The sequence below is a fragment of the Proteiniphilum sp. UBA5384 genome (genome assembly GCF_002410825.1).
GTDB lineage: Bacteria > Bacteroidota > Bacteroidia > Bacteroidales > Dysgonomonadaceae > Proteiniphilum.
Map to the genome: position 1 here is coordinate 41,454 of NZ_DHOS01000047.1, position 19,438 is coordinate 60,891.

A 19,438-nucleotide genomic window follows, 5' to 3' on the forward strand; every position below is an offset into this window, starting at 1 on the left:
TAAGCGACTGAGTGGTTGGGCAATACCAAACTTCTTGACTTCTCAACTTCCGACTTCTTTTCTAATTACTCTTATTAGCATATTATTCACATTAGCACATCAGTAAATTATCAAATCATCAAATCAAATATATGTTCCAGATCAACGAAAACTACCTGCAACTGAATGAAAGTTATCTGTTCAGTACTATTGCCAGAAGGGTAGAGAATTTCAGCACTTCACATCCCGAAGCCGATATTATTCGTCTGGGGATCGGCGATGTGACGCTACCTCTACCTCCCTCTGTCCTTCGTGCCATGCATCATGCAGTGGATGAAATGGGTGTAAAGGAGACTTTTCACGGCTATGGTCCGGAACAGGGATATGGTTTTCTGCGGGAGAAGATAGCAGGGATCGATTTCAGGCGGAGAGGGATTGATATCTCACCCGACGAAATTTTTGTGGGTGACGGCTCTAAGAGCGATACGGGAAATATCGGCGATATCCTGGGAGAGGACAATGTGGTGGCTATTACCGATCCGGTCTATCCGGTCTATCTCGACACCAATATTATGCGTCTGGGCAAATCCTCAAGGATCGTATTGCTTTCCTGCAGTGAAGAGAATGGTTTTTTGCCCGAAATACCTTCACAGCCTATCGATATAATTTATCTCTGTTATCCCAACAACCCTACGGGGACGGTGATGACCAGGCAACAACTCAAACAATGGGTGGATTATGCCTTGGAAAATGGGAGCCTTATCCTTTTCGATGCCGCCTATGAAGCTTTTATCAGGGATAATGATGTGCCCCGGAGTATCTACGAAATTGAAGGTGCGAAGGAGTGTGCCATCGAGTTCCGTTCTTTCTCCAAAAATGCAGGTTTCACTGGATTGCGATGTAGTTACACAGTGGTGCCGAAAGCATTGAGAGCAAGGTCTGTCGATGGGGATGAGCTCCCGATCCATAGCTTGTGGAACCGTCGGCAATCCACCAAATTCAATGGCACGCCTTACATCGTACAAAAAGCAGCCGAAGCCGTGTATTCGTCCCAAGGGCGGCAGGAAGTGGGCGATATGGTCGCTTACTATATGCGTAATGCCGAGATGATCAGGGAGGGATTGACCGAAAAGGGATGGATTTTCTTCGGCGGCGAGAATTCACCCTATATATGGCTGAAATGTCCCGATGGTATGGATTCCTGGACTTTCTTCGACCGCCTGCTCGAAGAATGCCATATTGTAGGCACCCCCGGCGTAGGATTCGGTTCCGAGGGCGAAGGCTATTTCCGGCTGACCGCCTTTAACAGCCATGAAAAGACTGCTGAAGCAGTAGAACGGATCAAAAAATGGGAATATTGAAAACTTTGAATTCCATATAAGTAAACAGATATCCAGTGATGAAGCAAGATCCTTTTTTCCATTCCGGAGAATACTAAGGTGTGGCGCATAGAGAGGCTTAGTAGACCTATCCTGATTGGCGCAAAAATACTCATTAATGGTAAGTAAAAGGTAAAAATGGATGTGTGAATACCCAATTATTGCTATTGTGAGGAACAACACCGGCTTGTACCTTTGTACCTTGGTAAAATCAGCTTTTTATCGTTTTCCATGACAACCATGTTGTGGAACATGAGGTTATGTGATTTTGTATCGATGATATAAAGGAGGTTATTTGAGAACGCTTATTCTTACACTTGTTTTGCTTGTCTGTGCGGTGGTATCCCTGTTCGTGGGGGTGGCAGATATCTCTATGGCTCTGATTTCCATCAGCCGGATTCCCAGGACTGTTGCATTGATACTGGCGGGAGTGGGGATGAGCATATCGGGGGTGATCATGCAGCAGATGACGCAGAATAAGTTCGTGGCCCCCACTACTGCCGGTACGCTTGAGGCGGCCAAGATGGGGTTGCTTATCTTCCTGATTTTTATTCCTACCGCAGGAGCTGCCCTGAAGATGCTGTTCGCTTTCCTGTTTACATTTATTGCCAGTTTGATTTTCCTGGCTATTGTCCGGAAGATACGTTACCGGAATGTGGTGTTTGTGCCGTTGGTGGGATTGATGTTCGGCGGGATCATCGGGTCGATATCTACCTTCTTCGCTGTCAGGATGAATATCGTACAGGATACCAATGCATGGATGATGGGTGATTTTTCGGGTATCCTGCAGGGACGATACGAGTTGATCTATCTTAGCTTGCCTGCCATCATCATCACTTACCTCTATGCCAATAAGTTTACCGTAGTGGGGATGGGGGAGGATTTCTCCAGGAACCTGGGATTGAATTACAGGGCAATCATGAATATCGGCCTTTTCTGTGTGTCGCTCACCGTAAGTGCCGTGGTGATCACTGCCGGAGCTATCCCCTTTTTGGGGTTGATCGTGCCGAATGTGGTGAGCCTCCTCTTTGGGGATAACCTGAAGAAGACATTGCCGTTGGTGGCCTTGTCGGGTGCTATCTTCCTGTTGTTGTGCGATATTGTCGGACGGATCGTGATCTATCCCTATGAAGTGCCTATCGGCGTGACGGTAAGTATTATCGGGGCAATTATTTTTCTCATATTGATCATAAGGAAGAGATGAAGGGGATAAAAAAGAATTTTCTGATCACGGTCCTGTTGCTGTTAGCAGCGGTTACCCTCTATCTGTTCTATAATATGGGAAGCAATTGGGAGTTCGCACTACGCCTACGAGGTGTAAAAGTGGCGGCCATCATTGTTGTTTCCTGCTGTGTGGCATACTCATCCGTTGCTTTCCAGACTCTTACCAACAACCGGATACTCACTCCCTCCATCATGGGGTTTGAGTCGGTCTACCTGCTAATCCAAACCTTGATCGTCTTCATGTATGGCGATCTGACTTTTCAGGTACTCTCCGGCTGGGGCAATTTTCTGTTGTCGGTGCTGGGGATGATAGGTTTTGCCTTCCTGCTTTATATATTGATATACAAGAAAGGGAAGGATAACCTCTACCTGTTGCTATTGGTGGGGATTATACTGGGAACTTTGTTCAACAGCCTTAGTTCGTTTATGCAGTTGCTGATTGACCCAAGTGATTATTTTATTGTCCAGGGGAAGATGTTCGCTACTTTCAACAAGATCAATCGTGATCTGCTATGGCCATCCGCGGGAGTGTTGGTGATTCTACTGGTTGTTGGCTTCCGTACTACCAAATATCTGGATGTGTTGGCATTGGGGAGGGATCAGGCGATTAACCTGGGGTTGAATTACAACCGTGCTGTACAGCTGTTCCTGGTAATTATCGCGATACTGGTTTCGGTCTCCACTGCTCTGGTCGGACCGATTACTTTTCTGGGCTTGCTGGTGACCAATCTCACCTATGAGTTATTCAAAACGCACCGGCATGATGTGATTATTGCCGCCTGTTGCCTGGTTACTGCCGTCACCCTGTTGAGTGGGCAGTTTGTAATGGAGCGGCTCTTTCATCTCTCTATCCCGGTAAGTGCTATTATCAATCTTGTGGGGGGATTGTATTTTATGTTTTTATTGTTGCGAGTGAGGAAACTATGATTGAAGTAAAAGATATATCGAAACATTACGGCCGGAAAGTTGTACTGGATGGTGTCGACCTGCAATTTCCCATTGGAAAGATCACCTCGCTGATCGGGAGTAACGGCGCCGGGAAAAGTACCCTGCTCTCCATTGTCAGCCGGTTACTGGCACAAGACGGCGGAGTGGTGATGGTGGATGGAAAAAATGTAACGGACTATAAGAATAAGGTATTGGCACAGCGGCTTTCCATTCTCAAACAGTCCAATCATGTACGGTTGAAACTGACGGTGCGGGAATTGGTGTCGTTTGGCCGGTTTCCTTATTCGCAGGACAAACTGACTGACGAGGACAATGAAAAAGTGGACAGGGCAATCCATTTTTTGGATTTGGAAGATATCAAAGATGCCTATATCGACGAATTGAGCGGGGGGCAGAAACAGAGGGCCTATATGGCGATGGTGGTAGCGCAGGATACGGACTATGTGTTACTCGACGAACCGCTGAATAACCTCGATATGAAGCATTCGGTGCAGACCATGAAGACTTTGCGGCGACTGGCGGATGAATGGAAGAAAACCATCATCATCGTGTTGCACGATATCAATTTTGCATCCCATTATTCCGATTATATTGTCGCCCTGAAAGATGGAAAAGTAAAATATTGCGACACAACCGACAACATTATCAACGAGAAAGTGTTAGAGGATGTGTTCGACATAAAGATCTCCGTTACGGAGTTTAATAGTAAGAAAGTGTGTAATTATTTCATGTAAGAGTAAAGAGTAAAGACTTTTAGAGCCAAGAGCCAAGAACCAAGATTCGAGACTGGGAGTAGTAACTAGGAGGAGATAATTGGCACATTGGCATATTAGTAAATTATTAAATTAAATTTTTATGAAAACAAAAATATTCCTTTTCGTGTTGGGCGCCATTATCGCCCTGTCCGGTTGTACCGGTGGTAATCAAAAACAGAAAGAGGCAACAGGTGAGACTGTTACGGTAACACACTCTTTGGGTACGGTAGAAGTGCCCATAAACCCGCAGCGAGTGGTAGCGCTTGATTTTTCTGCTTTGGAAAATCTCGATTATCTGGGTATTAAGCCTGTCGGCATTCCTAAATCGGGAGTACCGAGTCACCTGAGTAAATATAAAGATGATCCTTCCATAGCGGATGTAGGTACTGTGGTGGAGGTCAATCTTGAAAAGATCAATGAACTGCAGCCCGACCTGATCATTATCGGGGGAAGACTGGCCGATTCTTATAACGACCTTTCAGCCATTGCTCCTGTAATATATCCTACCGTGATGGGCACGACCGATTTCCTTGGTGCTTTTAAATCCAATCTGGATGATCTTGGACGGATTTTCGATAAGCAGGATGAAGTAGACCGGGCGTATGCAGGGATCGTAAAGAAAGTAGAAGAAGTGAAAGCAAAGATAGATACTTCGGACGATAGGGCGCTTATCCTGCTGCACAACAGGGGACGGTTCAGCGCTTATGGGAGCGGTTCACGTTTTGGCATTATCCATGATGTGCTGGGTTTCAAGGAAGCCGAAAAAGGGTTAGGTACACAGATTCATGGAACTCCCGTATCGAGTGAATTTGTACAGAAAGCCAATCCGGATGTTATTTTTATTGTCGACCGGAGTATGATTGTAGGAAATGGTGTCATGGACAAGGATGAGGTGGAAAATAAGTTGGTGAAACAAACCAACGCCGCTCAAAACGGGAAAATCTTCTACCTGAACCCCGAAGTGTGGTATCTTGCCGGTGGTGGAATTGCATCTGTGAACATGATGATAGACGAAATATCGCAGGCACTCTAAAAAATAAAATATGTGGTGGGTATATGCTCTCCTATCCGCTTTATTCGCTGCGCTTACGGCCATCTTTGCCAAGGTAGGCGTAGCGAATGTCAATTCCAATCTCGCAACGGGTATCCGTACCATTGTCATCCTGATCATGATCTGGCTGATTATTTTCAGTCGGGGTGAAACCAAAGGATTGTATACCCTTTCGCGGCACAACGTTATTTTTCTGGTTATTTCAGGAGTGGCTACCGGCCTTTCCTGGATTTTTTATTTCAAGGCACTACAACTCGGAGATGTCACCCAGGTTGCCATGCTGGATAAACTCAGCATCGTCCTGACTATCCTGTTGGCTGCTATCTTTCTGGGTGAAACCATCACTTTGCGTACGACTATCGCCGCGGTACTGATCGTAGCCGGAACATTGCTGCTGGTCGTGAAATAAGATATAAGGCGATAATCATTATCTTTGCATCAGACTGATTTGACACTTGATGCCAACAGCATTATTTTAAAACTGATTATCGTATGAAACTGAAAATAACCCTGATCCTTTGCTGCTGTGCTGTTTTACTTTCTGCACAGGAGAAGCCTTCGCAGCAATGGCTCGACCGTAAGTTCTCCATGTTTATCCATTTCGGGCTATACTCCGTATATGGGGGTGTATATGAAGGTGTACCCGTCAGGAGGGGTTACAGTGAACAGATCCAGTCGTTCGCGGGTATCTTCAGCGACTGGTATGGTAATACGGCCAATGAGTTTAATCCCGTCAAATGGAATCCTGACAGTATTGTCTCACTGGCAAAGCAGGCAGGAATGGGATCGATCGTCCTCACTTCCAAGCATCACGACGGATTTTGTATGTATCATTCCGCTTATACCGATTATAATATTGTGGATGCTACCCCTTATGGCAGGGACCTGATGAAAGAACTGGCTGAAGCATGTGAACGGGGTGGGATTGCCTTCGGAGTTTATTTCTCACTGATCGACTGGCACTTTCCGCAGGCTTATCCCATTTCGAGCCATAATGCCGATCCGCTTACGCCGGAACATTATGCGTTTAACCTGAAGCAGGTGGAGGAAATTATGACCCATTATGGCCCTCTCTCCGAGATTTGGTTCGATATGGGTTCGCTGACGCCCGAGCAGAGTAAAGGGTTGTATGAACTGGTTAACCGGTTGCAGCCGCAATGTATGATCAGTGGCCGCTTGGGGAACGACTATGTGGACTTCTCGGTGATGGCTGATAACGAATATCCCGATTACCAGATCGGTGTGCCTTGGCAGACGGCGGCTTCCATGTTCGATGAGACCTGGGGGTACCGCTCCTGGCAAGAAAGAGGTGAAGTACAACCGAAAGTAAGGGAAAAGATTGAGAGTCTTATAAAAGTGATCGGCAGGGGAGGGAATTTCCTGCTCAATATCGGGCCAAAGGGAGATGGTTCCGTGGTTGAGTTTGAGCAGCAGGTATTACTCCATATCGGCGATTGGGTAAAAGCCAATAGTGAAGCTATTTATGGAGCCCGTGCCAATCCGTTTCATCAAACATTTGCCTGGGGTGACATCACTACGAAAGAAGATCGTCTGTTTGCCTTTGTCGAAAACATACCGGAGTCGGGCAAGATCGAATTATCCGGCTTCAATGGCAAGGTGAAGGGAGTGACACAACTGTCATCTGGAGATCAACTGCCTTACACCCAGAGCAAAGGAGTGCTGGTAATCGACCTCTCCACTGTATCCTCCGGAGAGGACATTCCCGTGTTGAAAATTATGTTTGAGGACGGGTATACCATTATTCCTCCGTCGATTGTGGCGAACGGGATCTTAACTTCCCGGAATGCTACTTCCCTCTTTGGTCATTCAAGCCTTAACTATTATGCCGGCTACAAGAGTGTGATCGGTTATGACTGGATACTCTACTCTCGGAAATCATCCGTCTCTCCGCAAATTACTTTCACAGAAAATGAAAGAGGGAGGGAGGTTGAACTGGAAATCGATGGGAAGAAACAAACCTGTACCTTAGAGGCCGATGCATCCGAAAACGTGAAATTGCCTAAGGACAGGGTGAAATGGGGCAACCTCTACAGGAAACCGGGTAGAGGAGTATTCGGGAATGTAGAGGAAGAGGGTATACAGGTGGTAGATGTGCATGCCGCCGGTTCCCGCTGGATGGCTGTGGACAATTTCCGTTATGGGGAAAGCCACACCGAGCCTGTTATTCCGCGCGCAAGCGTTGTTTTCCTGCAAGAAATAGAATCGACACATGCACAAACCGTGGCGGTAAAGATTGAGAGTGGCAATGCGGTCTATATCTTGCTCAATGGCGAATATATTACGGCCCATTTCTCTCCCGACAGGATAAAACAGCAGGAGGAGACCGTGTTGCTACCGCTTAAAAAAGGAAGGAATCAGCTTGTCATTAAATATTATAACGGATTTGAAAAGCAGTTTTCTTATGGAATCACGCCATTGGATGAATGGACGGTCTATACCCGGAAACTTTCTCCAGTCAACCTTGAGAGAATCAACGACCACCGGATTTCTATCCGTTCAGCCGATTCGTCCTCGAATGTGTCACCGCTGCGATTGAACAATATCAGTATGATATGCCGTTAATTTTATAATTCGCATCTCATTGATTATCTTTGTATCTTGTTTAGAGCCAAGAACCAAGAGCCAAGACAATTTAAGATTTAGGATTGAAGGAGATTGAAAAGGATTGAAAAAGATTGATCGGAGATCGATGAAGTTGTAATATTCTGAAAATTAGCAACTTGTAATTGGTAATTAGTAATTTGTAATTTGTAATTAAAAGAAAATGTCCCCATTATTCATACAATATCCCAAATGCGGTACTTGCCGTAAAGCCGCCAAATGGCTGGAAGAAAACAAGGTGGAAGTAATTTCAAGACACATCGTGGAAGAAAATCCTACTAGGGAAGAGCTTTCTGAGTGGATCGACAGGAGCGGATTGCCTATTAACCGTTTTTTCAATACATCCGGGTTGGTGTACAAGGAACAAAATCTGAAGGAGAAGGTGAAAACTGCCTCTCGTAACGAACTGCTCGATATCCTCGCTTCTAACGGTATGGTGGTGAAGCGTCCTATTATTGTGGGCGATGACTTTGTGCTGGTCGGTTTTAACGAAAAGGAATGGAAAGAGAAGCTCGGGTGAGGCGTGAGCCGAGAAATTTGATGAACCCATCGTGCCAAAACGAGAATCGGCGTAAGAGAATCAGATGAAGAGAGTCGACGAATGAAGATCGCGAATATAGAATTTCCGGATAATCCCGTATTCCTCGCCCCGATGGAGGATGTGAGCGATATCGGGTTTCGGCTGCTGTGCAAGCAGTTCGGGGCTGATATGGTCTATACCGAATTTGTGTCGAGTGATGCCCTTATCCGGGACATAAAAAAGACGAAGGAAAAAATACTCTTTAGTGAGGAAGAGCGTCCCCTTGGGATACAGATTTATGGTAGCGATCCCGATGCGATGGTGGAGGCCGCAAAAATCTGTGAAGAATCCGACCCCGACCTGATTGACATCAATTTCGGTTGTCCCGTGAAGAAGATCGCCGGAAAGGGTGCCGGGTCAGGGATGATGAAAACGCCTGATGTGATGCTCGATATCACCGCGAAGGTGGTTAAGGCGGTAAATAAGCCGGTATCGGTAAAGACCCGCTTAGGATGGGATGACAACTCCAGGATTATTGTACAATTGGCGGAGCAGTTGCAGGATTGCGGCATCGTGGCATTGACCATCCACGGTCGTACCCGCTCTCAGATGTATAAGGGAGATGCTGACTGGACATTGATCAGGGAGGTGAAGAATAACCCCCGCATGCAAATCCCCATTATCGGCAATGGAGATGTGACTACGGTTGAACAGTGTAGGCAACGTTTCGACGAGACCGGTGTGGATGCCGTGATGATCGGCCGTGGAAGCATTGGTTCACCGTGGATATTCAGGGAGATGAAGCATTACCTGCAGACCGGTGAGCATCTCCCCAAAGAGCCGTTCCGCTGGTATCTGGATATTCTCAAAAAACAGGTGCTCGAAAGTGTGGAGCGGATCGACGAAACACGGGGGATTCTTCACATGCGCCGCCATCTTGCCGCTACACCTCTGTTCAAAGGCATCCCCGACTTCAAACCCACACGCATTGCCATGCTCCGTGCCAGCACCCTCAAAGAATTATTCGCTATCATGGATGAGATTCCGGAGAAATATCAGGTGGAGTGAGAGAAGATTGCTTGAGAAACTCCGACGGCAACATGCCATATTGTTTTTGGAAACATTTTGCGAAATAAGATGAAGAGCTGAACCCGACCAAAAAACCTATTTCGGTAATTCTGTATTTCCCCTCCATCATCATTTTACAGGCTTTTTTGAGTCGGGTAGTCTTGATGAAATCATTAGGAGTCATGCCAATGATACCTTTGATCTTAGTGAATAAGGAAGTGCGGCTCATATTGAGTTCCTGCGCCAGTATATTTACTGAAAAAGAGGGATCTTCAATATTATGGAGAATAATTTCAGTACATCTTTCCATAAATTCTTCATCCAGTTTATTGTGCGTGGTTGTGCGAAGATCAGTGAATGGTAAGGCTGCAAAATCTTTTTGTAGTCTTTCTCTTTTTAAGAGAAGGTTGCATAATTGTGCTTTCAGATGAATAGGAGAGAAAGGCTTTTCAATATAAGCATCAGCTCCGGCATCTAATCCTTTGATTTTACTTTCCGTGTCAGTTTTTGCAGTAAGCAGAATCACAGGAATGTGAGAAATATTGATATTGCTCTTGATCTTACTGCAAACTTCGAATCCATCCATTTTATCCATCATTACGTCACAAATGACCAGATCGATATTGTTTTTCTCGAGAATCCGTAAAGCCTCTTCCCCGCTTGATGCAGAAATGACAAAGTATTCTTCGGAAAGAATCCTTGAGAGAAAATCCAATATTTCCGGATTATCATCTACTACCATTACTCCATAACGCTTTCCCGGAGAGTCTTGAGTATGACCCGTTGTTAATTCGAGCTCTTCCATCTCTTCCATATTATTTTCCTGAATGATCATATCCTCCACTTTCCTGACCGGTTGTTCCGGACGGATGACCATCTGCTTGGGTAAATATACGGAAATGGAAACACCACTTTCTCCGTCAGACCGGTCGGCTACTTCAATCTTCCCATTCATCAATTGTACCAACGAGCGGGTCATGTGCAGCCCGATCCCGATCCCCAGTTTATTGATCTTGCTATTAGTCTTAACCTGATAGAATGCCTTGAATATCTTATCTTTTTCTTCATTCGTAATGCCGATGCCGTCATCGGTTATGGTGATTACTATTTCCATATCCATTTCCACAACAGCAATTTGAATCATGCTCTTGGCGTATTTCAAAGCGTTGCTTAGCAGGTTGCTGATAATTTTGATAAATGCTTCCTCGTCAGTAACAATCATCATTTCTTCAGGAATGGAAGAGATGTCAATGGTCACTTTCTTTTGTAGTACTGACAACTCGAAAATACGTATAACTTTGTTGATTGCATCTTTAACGTTATAAGAGTCATACGATAACTTGTAAGCATCTGCGTCTACCTTGCGAAAATCCAGTAATTGGGTGACCAATGCATGCAACCGTTTGTAATTTTGTTCGATAATGCCCAGATATTCCCTGTAAATATCGTCGGAATCTGTTTTTTCTATCAAGTATTCCAGTGGGCCTATAATAAGGCTTAGTGGTGTCCGGATCTCATGGGCTATATTGGTGAAAAAATTGATTTTGGAATCGTATAATTCTTTTTCTTTTTCGTCGTTTAGCCTTCTAATTCGCTCCTTTTGAATATTTTCTGTTCGCTTGATATAGTACCAAACAGTTAGCAATATTATAATTAACAAAACAATAATATAAATTATATAAGCCAAGCGTGATCGAAAAAAAGAAGGAAGCACTTTTATCTTTAATTCTACCTCATGGGTGCTCCATATTTTATCACTGTTGGTGCCCCTAATCCTGAGAATATATTCTCCGGCCGGTAAATTGGCGTAAGAAAGATGATTGTTACTCCCTTTGGTAAATTGCCAATCACTATCCAGTCCCTCAAGCATGTATTGATAGCCGTTTTCTTTGGGAGCGATATAGCTGAGTGCGGCAAAATCAAACCCGACGACCGACTGGCTATGTTTCAATGAGATTTTGGAGGTATATACGATTGAGTTTTGCAATGGCGAATCAGGAGTTTTCTCATTCACATCTTTTCCCGAAATAGTGATGTTAGTGAGTATTACGGGTGGATTGTACCTGTTTTCCTGTAAGTTTTGTGGTGAAAAATAACAAAAGCCGTTTGTCGACCCTAAAAAAATTCTACCGTCGGACGATTCATACCCTGCTCCTGAAGTAAATTGCTCATTGTATAATCCATTCGATTTGGAGTAAGTTTTCAAATGCCCCGTTTCAATATTGAACTGTGCAAGTCCTTTATTGGTACTTATCCAGAGCAAATCTCCCGTAGGAATGATAGAGGAGACAATCTTGTTGGGTAAATTTAACTGTTTATACCCGGTAAAATCATCGCTTTCAGAATTATACCGGCATAATCCCCATCCATATGTGCCGATCCACAGCCTTTTTCTCTGATCCATGCAGAGTGTAGATATTGCATCGCTGGTTAGGGAGTTTGGACTGTCGGAATGATGATATGAGTTTATCTTTTCGGTTTTGATATTATAGGAGAACAGACCATTTATTCTTGTACCTATCCATATTGTACCGGAATAATCCTCCACTATACACGATATTCTGCCTGGAATAGTTCCTATTTTTGTGATGTTGTGCTGCCGTGGGTTATAGTAGCAAAGCCCGTTGGATGTTCCTATATAGATATGACCGTTGCTTGCTTTATATAAGCAGAAAACGTTAGATGAGGGGATAGAGGCTGAATCCTCTGGATTATGCAGATAGCTTTTCATCTCCCCCGTTTCCAAGTCAAATATTTCCAATCCTCTTTCATAGGTGGCGGCAAACAATTTATTTCCGTCCAGAAGTAAATCATGTATGCAATAATAGGTTGTGCCGATACTTTCCGCATCACGGAAAGGGATTATTTCTTGTGTTTTGTCATTAAAACGAAAGATGCCATTATCATCCGTACCAATCCAAAAAAAATTGTCTTTATCTTCCCGTATTACGTTGATCACTTTTCCCGATTGGTCATAAAGGGATGATGTACAACTATAATAGTGGAAGTAGTTTTGAAAGGTGGAGTAGAACTTGAGACCGTCAAAATAGGTTCCCATCCAAAGACTCTCCTCCTTGTCTATGTAGATGGCATGAATGAATTTATCGGTTTCAGTGCTTATTCTGAATGGTGGATTGTTCGACTTTGAAATAGTACCATTTTCGACCTTGAAGAAACCAATGCCGTTATCAGACGCAATAAGTAGTTCTCCCGGCCGGTATTCTTTAATATCATGGATATGATATAGCAGGTTTTCCTGACTTTTATCCTGAAAATTACTAAAAGTTTGTGTGGAAGGATTGAATAAATCGATTCCATTCTGGAAAGTTCCTATCCATAGATTACCATGCGAGTCTTCAAATAGCTTTAGGATAGAATTATCTGATAAGCTATTCAGGTCGTTAGTTTTCTTGTAAGTTGTGAATTTGTTGGTTTTCTTATCAAAACAACATACGCCTTCAGACTCTGTCCCAACCCATATGTTTTGTTTACTGTCTTGTAACAAGGAAGTCAAACTGTTCTGAGTGAGAGAATGAATATTGTCCGGGATATGCCTATATACGCTGAGTTGAGTAGTGCTATGAGGGGAAAAACGATAAAGACCTTTGCCGTTAGTGGCAATCCAGATATCTCCGTCGCTGTCCTCTATCATATCCGTGACAGAGGCTTCCAATGATTCTCCCGTTTCTGTGGTTGTCTCAAAGGGCTTGAAGGTATCTGTGTGAGAATCATAGATAACGATGCCGTTGTCAAACCCGATCCACATTTTATTTCTCCGGTCGATAAGTATGCTTCTTACTCTGTTGCTGACCGCTGTTTTGACATAATCAGACAAATAATAATTTTTAAACCGGATTCCATCGAAACGGCTTAGACCGTCGTCCGTACAGAACCACATAAATCCGAGTGAGTCCTGGAGAATGTTGTATATCCTGTTGGCCGCTAACCCGTCATCCATTGTGTAGGAAGTAGAGAATATGTACTGAGCATTTATCTTAGATGGATAAATGCTCAGGAGGGTTATCGTTATGAAAAGAATAGTTTTCTTCATATTAATAGGTTCACATAGGGCTATATTAAGAAGGATAGCAAATCCAAAAAAATCAATTTCCCCAAGACATGACCTAACTAAAAAAATAAAAATATCATCCAAATTTAGAATAGTTAACGGTAAAAAGCGACTCTGGGAAAGTCTAAAAAAAGAGATTTTACCATATTGTTGTCTTTTTGTACGGAATTCGCCAAGATGGATAACGATCTTACTTACTTTTGTTTCGCAGCAGATTAATATAATTAATAAAATGCCTGACCATGGATTTTACAAAAATATTAATATGTGAAGTAATTATTTCTTAATAAAATTGAAACCAATTTGAAACATTAATTCAATTTCTTTGCTGTAAGTTTCAAAGGTCATTGACCAGCCATTAAAAATACAAATTCAGTAATGATTTTGACTGTTCAATAGCGTATGGTATTAAACTTGAAAAATTCAGGCTAAAACTAAATAACAAATGTATGAAATTCACCAATCAAGTAGTAAAACATTTTTTTCGGATTGATGCAGAAAAGATGCCATTTCTGAGCTTTCTTATCATGATCATTTTGTTTTTTGCTGTAATTGCCCCGGTTCAGGGATACAACGCAAAAAGTAATGATGTTCTGTACTCTATCAATCAGACAGGTCATGTGACAGGAATAGTCACGGATGAGCAAGGGGATCCTCTGCCCGGAGTTACTATCACTGTTGTAGGTGTTACCAGAGGGGTAATAACGGATATTGATGGACGATATTCCATTGAAGTAAGTCCAACAGATGAACTGGAATTTTCATTCGTAGGGTTAGAAACGCGAAGAGTGAAAGTGGAGAACAATAAAATATTGAATATCACTCTTACAGAAAAAGTCGACGAATTAGACGAGGTAACGATAGTAGCTTTCGGTAAACAGAAGAAAGAAAGTGTGATTTCTTCTATTTCTACCGTTTCTACGAAAGACTTGAAAGTACCAAGCAGCAACCTGACCACAGCCTTTGCGGGACGTGTGGCCGGGTTAATCTCATATCAAACCAGTGGTGAACCTGGAATGGACAATGCCCAATTTTTCATCCGGGGAATCACTACTTTTGGTGCAGATGCCAAGAAAGACCCGCTGATCCTGATTGATGGTGTTGAGTTGACCACGGATGACCTGGCTCGGTTAAATACCGATGATATTGCAAGTTTTTCTATTATGAAAGATGCCACAGCAACCGCACTCTACGGTGCGCGCGGAGCCAATGGGGTAATATTGGTAACGACAAAAGAGGGTAGAGAAGGGAAAGTACAAGTAAATGCCCGAATCGAAAACTCTTTTTCCAACCCAACCCAGAACGTTAAACTGGCCAACCCCGTCACTTTTATGAATATGCACAATGAAGCGGTATTGACGCGTGATCCCAATGGTGTCAGAGAGTATTCCGCCGAGAAGATAGAAATGACCCAACGGGGATTATATCCCGATATATTCCCGTCAACAGACTGGTATAAGGCTATGTTTAAAGATTATACTATCAATCAGCGAGCTAATATTAGTGTGAGTGGTGGGGGTACGATAGCGCGTTATTATGTGGCTGCAAGTGTGACGAAAGACAATGGAAACTTGAAGGTTGACAAGAGGAGTAACTTCAATTCAAATATTAACCTGACCAAATATGCAGTGCGGTCGAATGTAAATGTAAACCTGACCAAGACCACAGAACTGATCCTGCGTTTGAGTTCAACATTTGATGAATATCGTGGACCGATTGATGGTGGATCTGCGATGTATCGCAAGGTAATGCAGGCCAACCCTGTTTACTTTAAGCCCTCATATGAGCCGGACGATAATTTCAGTTATGTAGACCATGTCCTCTTTGGGAACTATGCCACTGCCGATTATATCAATCCTTATGCACAGGCACAGAGAGGTTATCGGGACTATAGCAAAAACATGACTATGACTCAATTCGAATTAAAACAGAATTTGGGCATGCTGACCGATGGACTAACATTCCGCGCGATGCTTAACATGAACCGTTTTTCGGAATTTACCGTAAGTAGACTTTATAGGCCATTTTATTACAATATCGATACATATGACTTGTCTGAAAATTCCTATACGCTTAAAAACTTGAATCCGGAAACCGGAAGTACATTTCTCCAGTATAGTCCGGGCCAAAGGAATATCAACACGGTATTTTATCTGGAATCAGCATTGGAATACAACAAGAACATTGCTGAAAAACATAGTCTCAACGCTTTGTTGGTTTATATTATGCGACAAGAGAAAAAAGGTATTGCCGACAACCTATTGCTTTCATTACCAAACCGTAACATCGGACTGTCCGGTCGTCTGGCATATAACTATGATAGCCGTTACTTTGGTGAATTTACCTTTGGGTACAACGGATCTGAACGTTTCTCCAAAGAACACCGGTGGGGCTTCTTTCCTTCAGTCGGTTTAGCATGGATGCTCTCTAACGAGGAATTTTTCAGCGATCTGAGCCGGATTTTTCCTCAGTTCAAATTGAAAGCCACTTATGGGTTGGTGGGTAATGACGCTATCGGCAGTAATGACGACCGTTTTTATTACATGTCGCAGATTGATATGGGAATATTGGATCCGGCAAGAAATGTCAATTGGGGTGCGATGATGAGATATAATCCTGGTGCTGTTAAAGTATCACGATACGCAAATGATAAGATTGGATGGGAAACCGCCTATAAATCAAATATTGGTGCCGAAATTTCGGTTAAGGGAGGATTATCGGCCAATATCGATTTTTTCCATGAGAGAAGGGAAAATATCTTGCTGACGCGTGTTATTCCTCAAACAATGGGTATTATCCCCGAGATTAAAGCCAATCTGGGGATCGGTAGTGGCAAAGGGGTAGATATGGAAATGAATTACGAAAAGTCTTTCAATAAGGATTTTTACGTTACGGGACGGGGCACCTTCACTTATGCCACCAGCAAGGTAATTGAATGGGAAGAGCCTGACTATGCCGACACACCATGGAGGTCAAAAGTGGGTTATAGCATCAACCAGAAGTGGGGGTACATTGCCGAACGCTTGTTTGTGGATGAACGTGAGGTGGCCAATTCTCCTACGCAATTTGGAAACGTAATGGGTGGAGATATCAAGTACCGTGATGTAAATGGTGATGGGGTAATCTCAGCTTTAGATCAGGTTCCTATCGGTCACCCTACTGTGCCGGAAATCAATTATGGATTTGGCGCCACTGTTGGATACAAGGACTTTGATCTTTCATTTTTCTTTCAAGGATCAGGGCGCCAATCATTCTGGCTCAATATCGGAAACATACAACCGTTTATTGATGGTGACGATAAAGATGGGCTTGTTGGGCAAAATGCTGTTTTGCAGGCTATCGCAGATGATTATTGGACGGAGAGTAATCGTAATCCCTATGCCTTCTGGCCGAGACTTTCTACTTACAATGTCACCAATAATAACCAGACCAGTACATGGTGGATGCAGGATGCTACTTTTTTACGTCTGAAATCGGCCGAATTTGGCTATACATTGCCCACACAATTGGTGAAAAAATTATATATGAGCAATTGTAGGATTTATGTCAGTGGCACAAATCTGTTGTGCTGGAGTCGTTTTAAATTATGGGATCCCGAAATGGCCGGTAATGGTCTTGGATATCCGTTGCAACGGGTCTTCAACGTGGGACTGAATGTGAATTTTTAAAATGGAGTAATATAATAAAAATGACGATGATGAGATCAATTATAATAAAGAGTATTTGTCTTATATTTACCATATTTACAATATCTTGTAACTACCTGGATGTTGTACCGGATAATATCCCGACATTGGACGACGCTTTTGCAAACCGTTATACTGCTGAACAGTATCTTGCAACCTGTTACTGGGGGCTACCAAAAGCTGCAGGATGGGACCAGAATCCTGCTTTTCTCGGCTCCATGGAAATGATAATGAATTCAAACTTCCGCTCCAGCGGTGGGATGAGGCATGCATTGGGAGAAGACAATCCCACGTCACCCGTTATCAACTACTGGGGTGGTACAAGTGAGACTATCCGTTCTTTATATGCAGGTATCCGGGAATGCAATACCTTTCTGGACAATATCGGGAAAGTGAAGGATCTGAAGAGTGACGAACGTGACCGGATGATTGCAGAAGTGAAAGTCCTCAAAGCTTGGATGCATTTTTACCTGATTACCTACTATGGCCCTATCTGTCCATTGCGGGAAAGCATGCCGGTCAATACCTCCACTACGGGTATTCGGGTGTATAGGGAAAAGATAGACGACTGCTTTGGCTATGTGTTGGAATTACTTGATGAGGTGATTGAGTCCGATGCATTACCCGACCGTATCACAAACAGGACAACAGAACTGGGTCGATTTACTCAGTCTGTACCTTATGCATTGAAAGCGAGAGTGTTGACCTATTGGGCGAGCGATCTGTTCAACGGTAATACCGATTACAGTTCATTTAAAAACCACGAGGGGGTACCTTTCTTCAACCAGGTGAAAGACATGACTCGCTGGAATACAGCTGCCGAAGCCTGTAAAAAAGCCATTGAAGTATGTTTGTCTAACGATATACGGTTGTATCAAACGGCAGATTATATGCAGACGAAACCGATGTCGGATACCACTTTGCTTGTGAATACACTCCGGAGTTCGGTAAGTGACCAGCAAAATACCAACGTGGAAATAATATTTGGGAACACTTCTTATCCTTGCGGTTCCAATGTGCAACGGCACTGTCTACCCCGGTTCGAGGCCGGATCGGCTGCCAATGCCACTTCCAGATTGGCTGTGCCACTTCATGTGGTAGACCTGTTTTATTCTTCCAAGGGTATTCCACTGGAAGAAGATCAGGATTGGCTGGAAGATGACAAATACAATAGTCGCTTTGAAACATTACGGGTGGGTGACGAAGATCACCGTTTTGTCATCCAGCCGGGTGAAATCACTTCTCAAATCAATTTCGACCGGGAAATGCGGTTCTATGCGACATTAGGATTTGATCGGGGCAAGTGGTACGGTAACCATTACAATAATGAACCGAACAACGATGCAGAAGCTATGTTTCCCATGGCGCGTTACTCCGAATTCTCCAACCGTGTGGCCAATAATGAATATAACGTTACCGGATATTGGGCAAAAAAATTGGTCAACTTGAATACCCGATGGCGCGATGCCAACGAGTTGACTTATCTGAATTTTCCTTATCCTGACATGCGTTTTGCGGACCTGTTATTGCTTGCGGCCGAAACTATTAATGAGGCAACTATCGGTGGTGACGAAACCTCAGTCAATCCGGAAGTATATACTTATGTAGATATGATCAGGGAACGTGCTGGATTGGAAGGGGTTGTAGAAAGTTATCAGAAATACGCCATTGCCGACAAGAAGAATAAACCCTCAACCAAAGGAGGAGCAAGGGAAATTATCCGCCGTGAAAGGAAAGTGGAATTGGCATTGGAAGGACAGGATTATTGGGACCGGAAACGCTGGAAAACGGCACATTTAGAGCTAAACCGAAACATAGAGGGATGGAATGTTACTGCTGAAGATCCGAGTCCCAGTGTTTATTATATACGGACTACCGTTTATACGGAAAAGTTTACTTTACGAGATTATTTCGCGCCCATTCCGGAAAGCGACTTAGTCAATAATCCGATGTTGAAACAAAACCCCGGATGGTAACTTGATAATCAGGAATTAAGAATTAACAACTTATGAATCGTAATCAATTTTATATGAAGGTAATACATTTATTATTGACAGTTTTGGTTGTACTGCTTTTCGCTTGTGAAGAGAAGCAACTGGAGCCGATTAATGTCTCCAAAGAAAAGCCGGGACCGGTA

12 protein-coding genes are annotated in these 19,438 nt (G+C 43.5%); 11 read left to right on the forward strand and 1 reads right to left on the reverse strand.

Translation table 11 applies throughout. The annotated features are described in order from the left end of the window. Positions 1-131: 131 nt before the first annotated feature. From B4G81_RS09020 to dusB, 9 genes are all read left to right on the forward strand, one after another. Entirely contained in the window at positions 132-1,340 is a 1,209-nt protein-coding gene (locus tag B4G81_RS09020; protein WP_294081708.1) for an LL-diaminopimelate aminotransferase, read from the forward strand. A gap of 313 nt (positions 1,341-1,653) precedes the next feature. Then, positions 1,654-2,562 (forward strand): ABC transporter permease, encoded by a 909-nt coding sequence (locus B4G81_RS09025; protein WP_294081710.1) that lies wholly within the window; start codon positions 1,654-1,656, stop codon positions 2,560-2,562. Then, on the forward strand, positions 2,559-3,509 hold the full coding sequence (locus B4G81_RS09030) for an iron chelate uptake ABC transporter family permease subunit (protein ID WP_294081712.1): 951 nt from the start codon (positions 2,559-2,561) through the stop codon (positions 3,507-3,509). Before B4G81_RS09025 ends, B4G81_RS09030 begins: the two co-directional genes overlap by 4 nt. Further along, positions 3,506-4,264, forward strand: coding sequence for an ABC transporter ATP-binding protein (locus B4G81_RS09035; RefSeq protein WP_294081714.1), 759 nt, complete (start codon positions 3,506-3,508; stop codon positions 4,262-4,264). Before B4G81_RS09030 ends, B4G81_RS09035 begins: the two co-directional genes overlap by 4 nt. A gap of 121 nt (positions 4,265-4,385) precedes the next feature. Continuing rightward, positions 4,386-5,318 (forward strand): siderophore ABC transporter substrate-binding protein, encoded by a 933-nt coding sequence (locus tag B4G81_RS09040; RefSeq protein ID WP_294081716.1) that lies wholly within the window; start codon positions 4,386-4,388, stop codon positions 5,316-5,318. Between the two features lie 10 nt (positions 5,319-5,328). Beyond that, a complete protein-coding gene (locus B4G81_RS09045) occupies positions 5,329-5,745 on the forward strand; it encodes an EamA family transporter (RefSeq protein ID WP_294081718.1) in 417 nt (138 codons plus the stop codon). An 83-nt stretch (positions 5,746-5,828) separates the two neighbouring features. Then, complete coding sequence (locus tag B4G81_RS09050) at positions 5,829-7,919, forward strand: alpha-L-fucosidase (protein WP_294081720.1); 2,091 nt, start codon at positions 5,829-5,831, stop codon at positions 7,917-7,919. Between the two features lie 202 nt (positions 7,920-8,121). After that, positions 8,122-8,478: an arsenate reductase family protein gene (locus B4G81_RS09055; protein ID WP_294081722.1), complete on the forward strand. Its 357-nt coding sequence runs from the start codon at positions 8,122-8,124 to the stop codon at positions 8,476-8,478. 81 nt (positions 8,479-8,559) lie between these two features. After that, positions 8,560-9,546, forward strand: coding sequence for a tRNA dihydrouridine synthase DusB (dusB, locus tag B4G81_RS09060; RefSeq protein WP_294081725.1), 987 nt, complete (start codon positions 8,560-8,562; stop codon positions 9,544-9,546). On the opposite strand, the gene B4G81_RS09065 is transcribed toward dusB, so the two are convergent. Beyond that, on the reverse strand, positions 9,509-13,597 hold the full coding sequence (locus tag B4G81_RS09065) for a two-component regulator propeller domain-containing protein (protein ID WP_294081727.1): 4,089 nt from the start codon (positions 13,595-13,597) through the stop codon (positions 9,509-9,511). The genes dusB and B4G81_RS09065 overlap by 38 nt on opposite strands. A 467-nt stretch (positions 13,598-14,064) precedes the next feature. Here B4G81_RS09065 and B4G81_RS09070 point away from each other — a divergent pair, with 467 nt between their 5' ends. Then, positions 14,065-17,283 carry a SusC/RagA family TonB-linked outer membrane protein gene (locus tag B4G81_RS09070; RefSeq protein ID WP_294081729.1) on the forward strand — a complete coding sequence of 1,073 codons (3,219 nt, stop codon included), beginning with the start codon at positions 14,065-14,067 and terminating at the stop codon, positions 17,281-17,283. A gap of 26 nt (positions 17,284-17,309) precedes the next feature. Continuing rightward, the gene (locus tag B4G81_RS09075; RefSeq protein WP_294081731.1) at positions 17,310-19,277 is read left to right on the forward strand and encodes a RagB/SusD family nutrient uptake outer membrane protein; all 1,968 of its coding nucleotides are present in this window, start codon (positions 17,310-17,312) and stop codon (positions 19,275-19,277) included. The last annotated feature ends 161 nt before the right edge of the window (positions 19,278-19,438 follow it).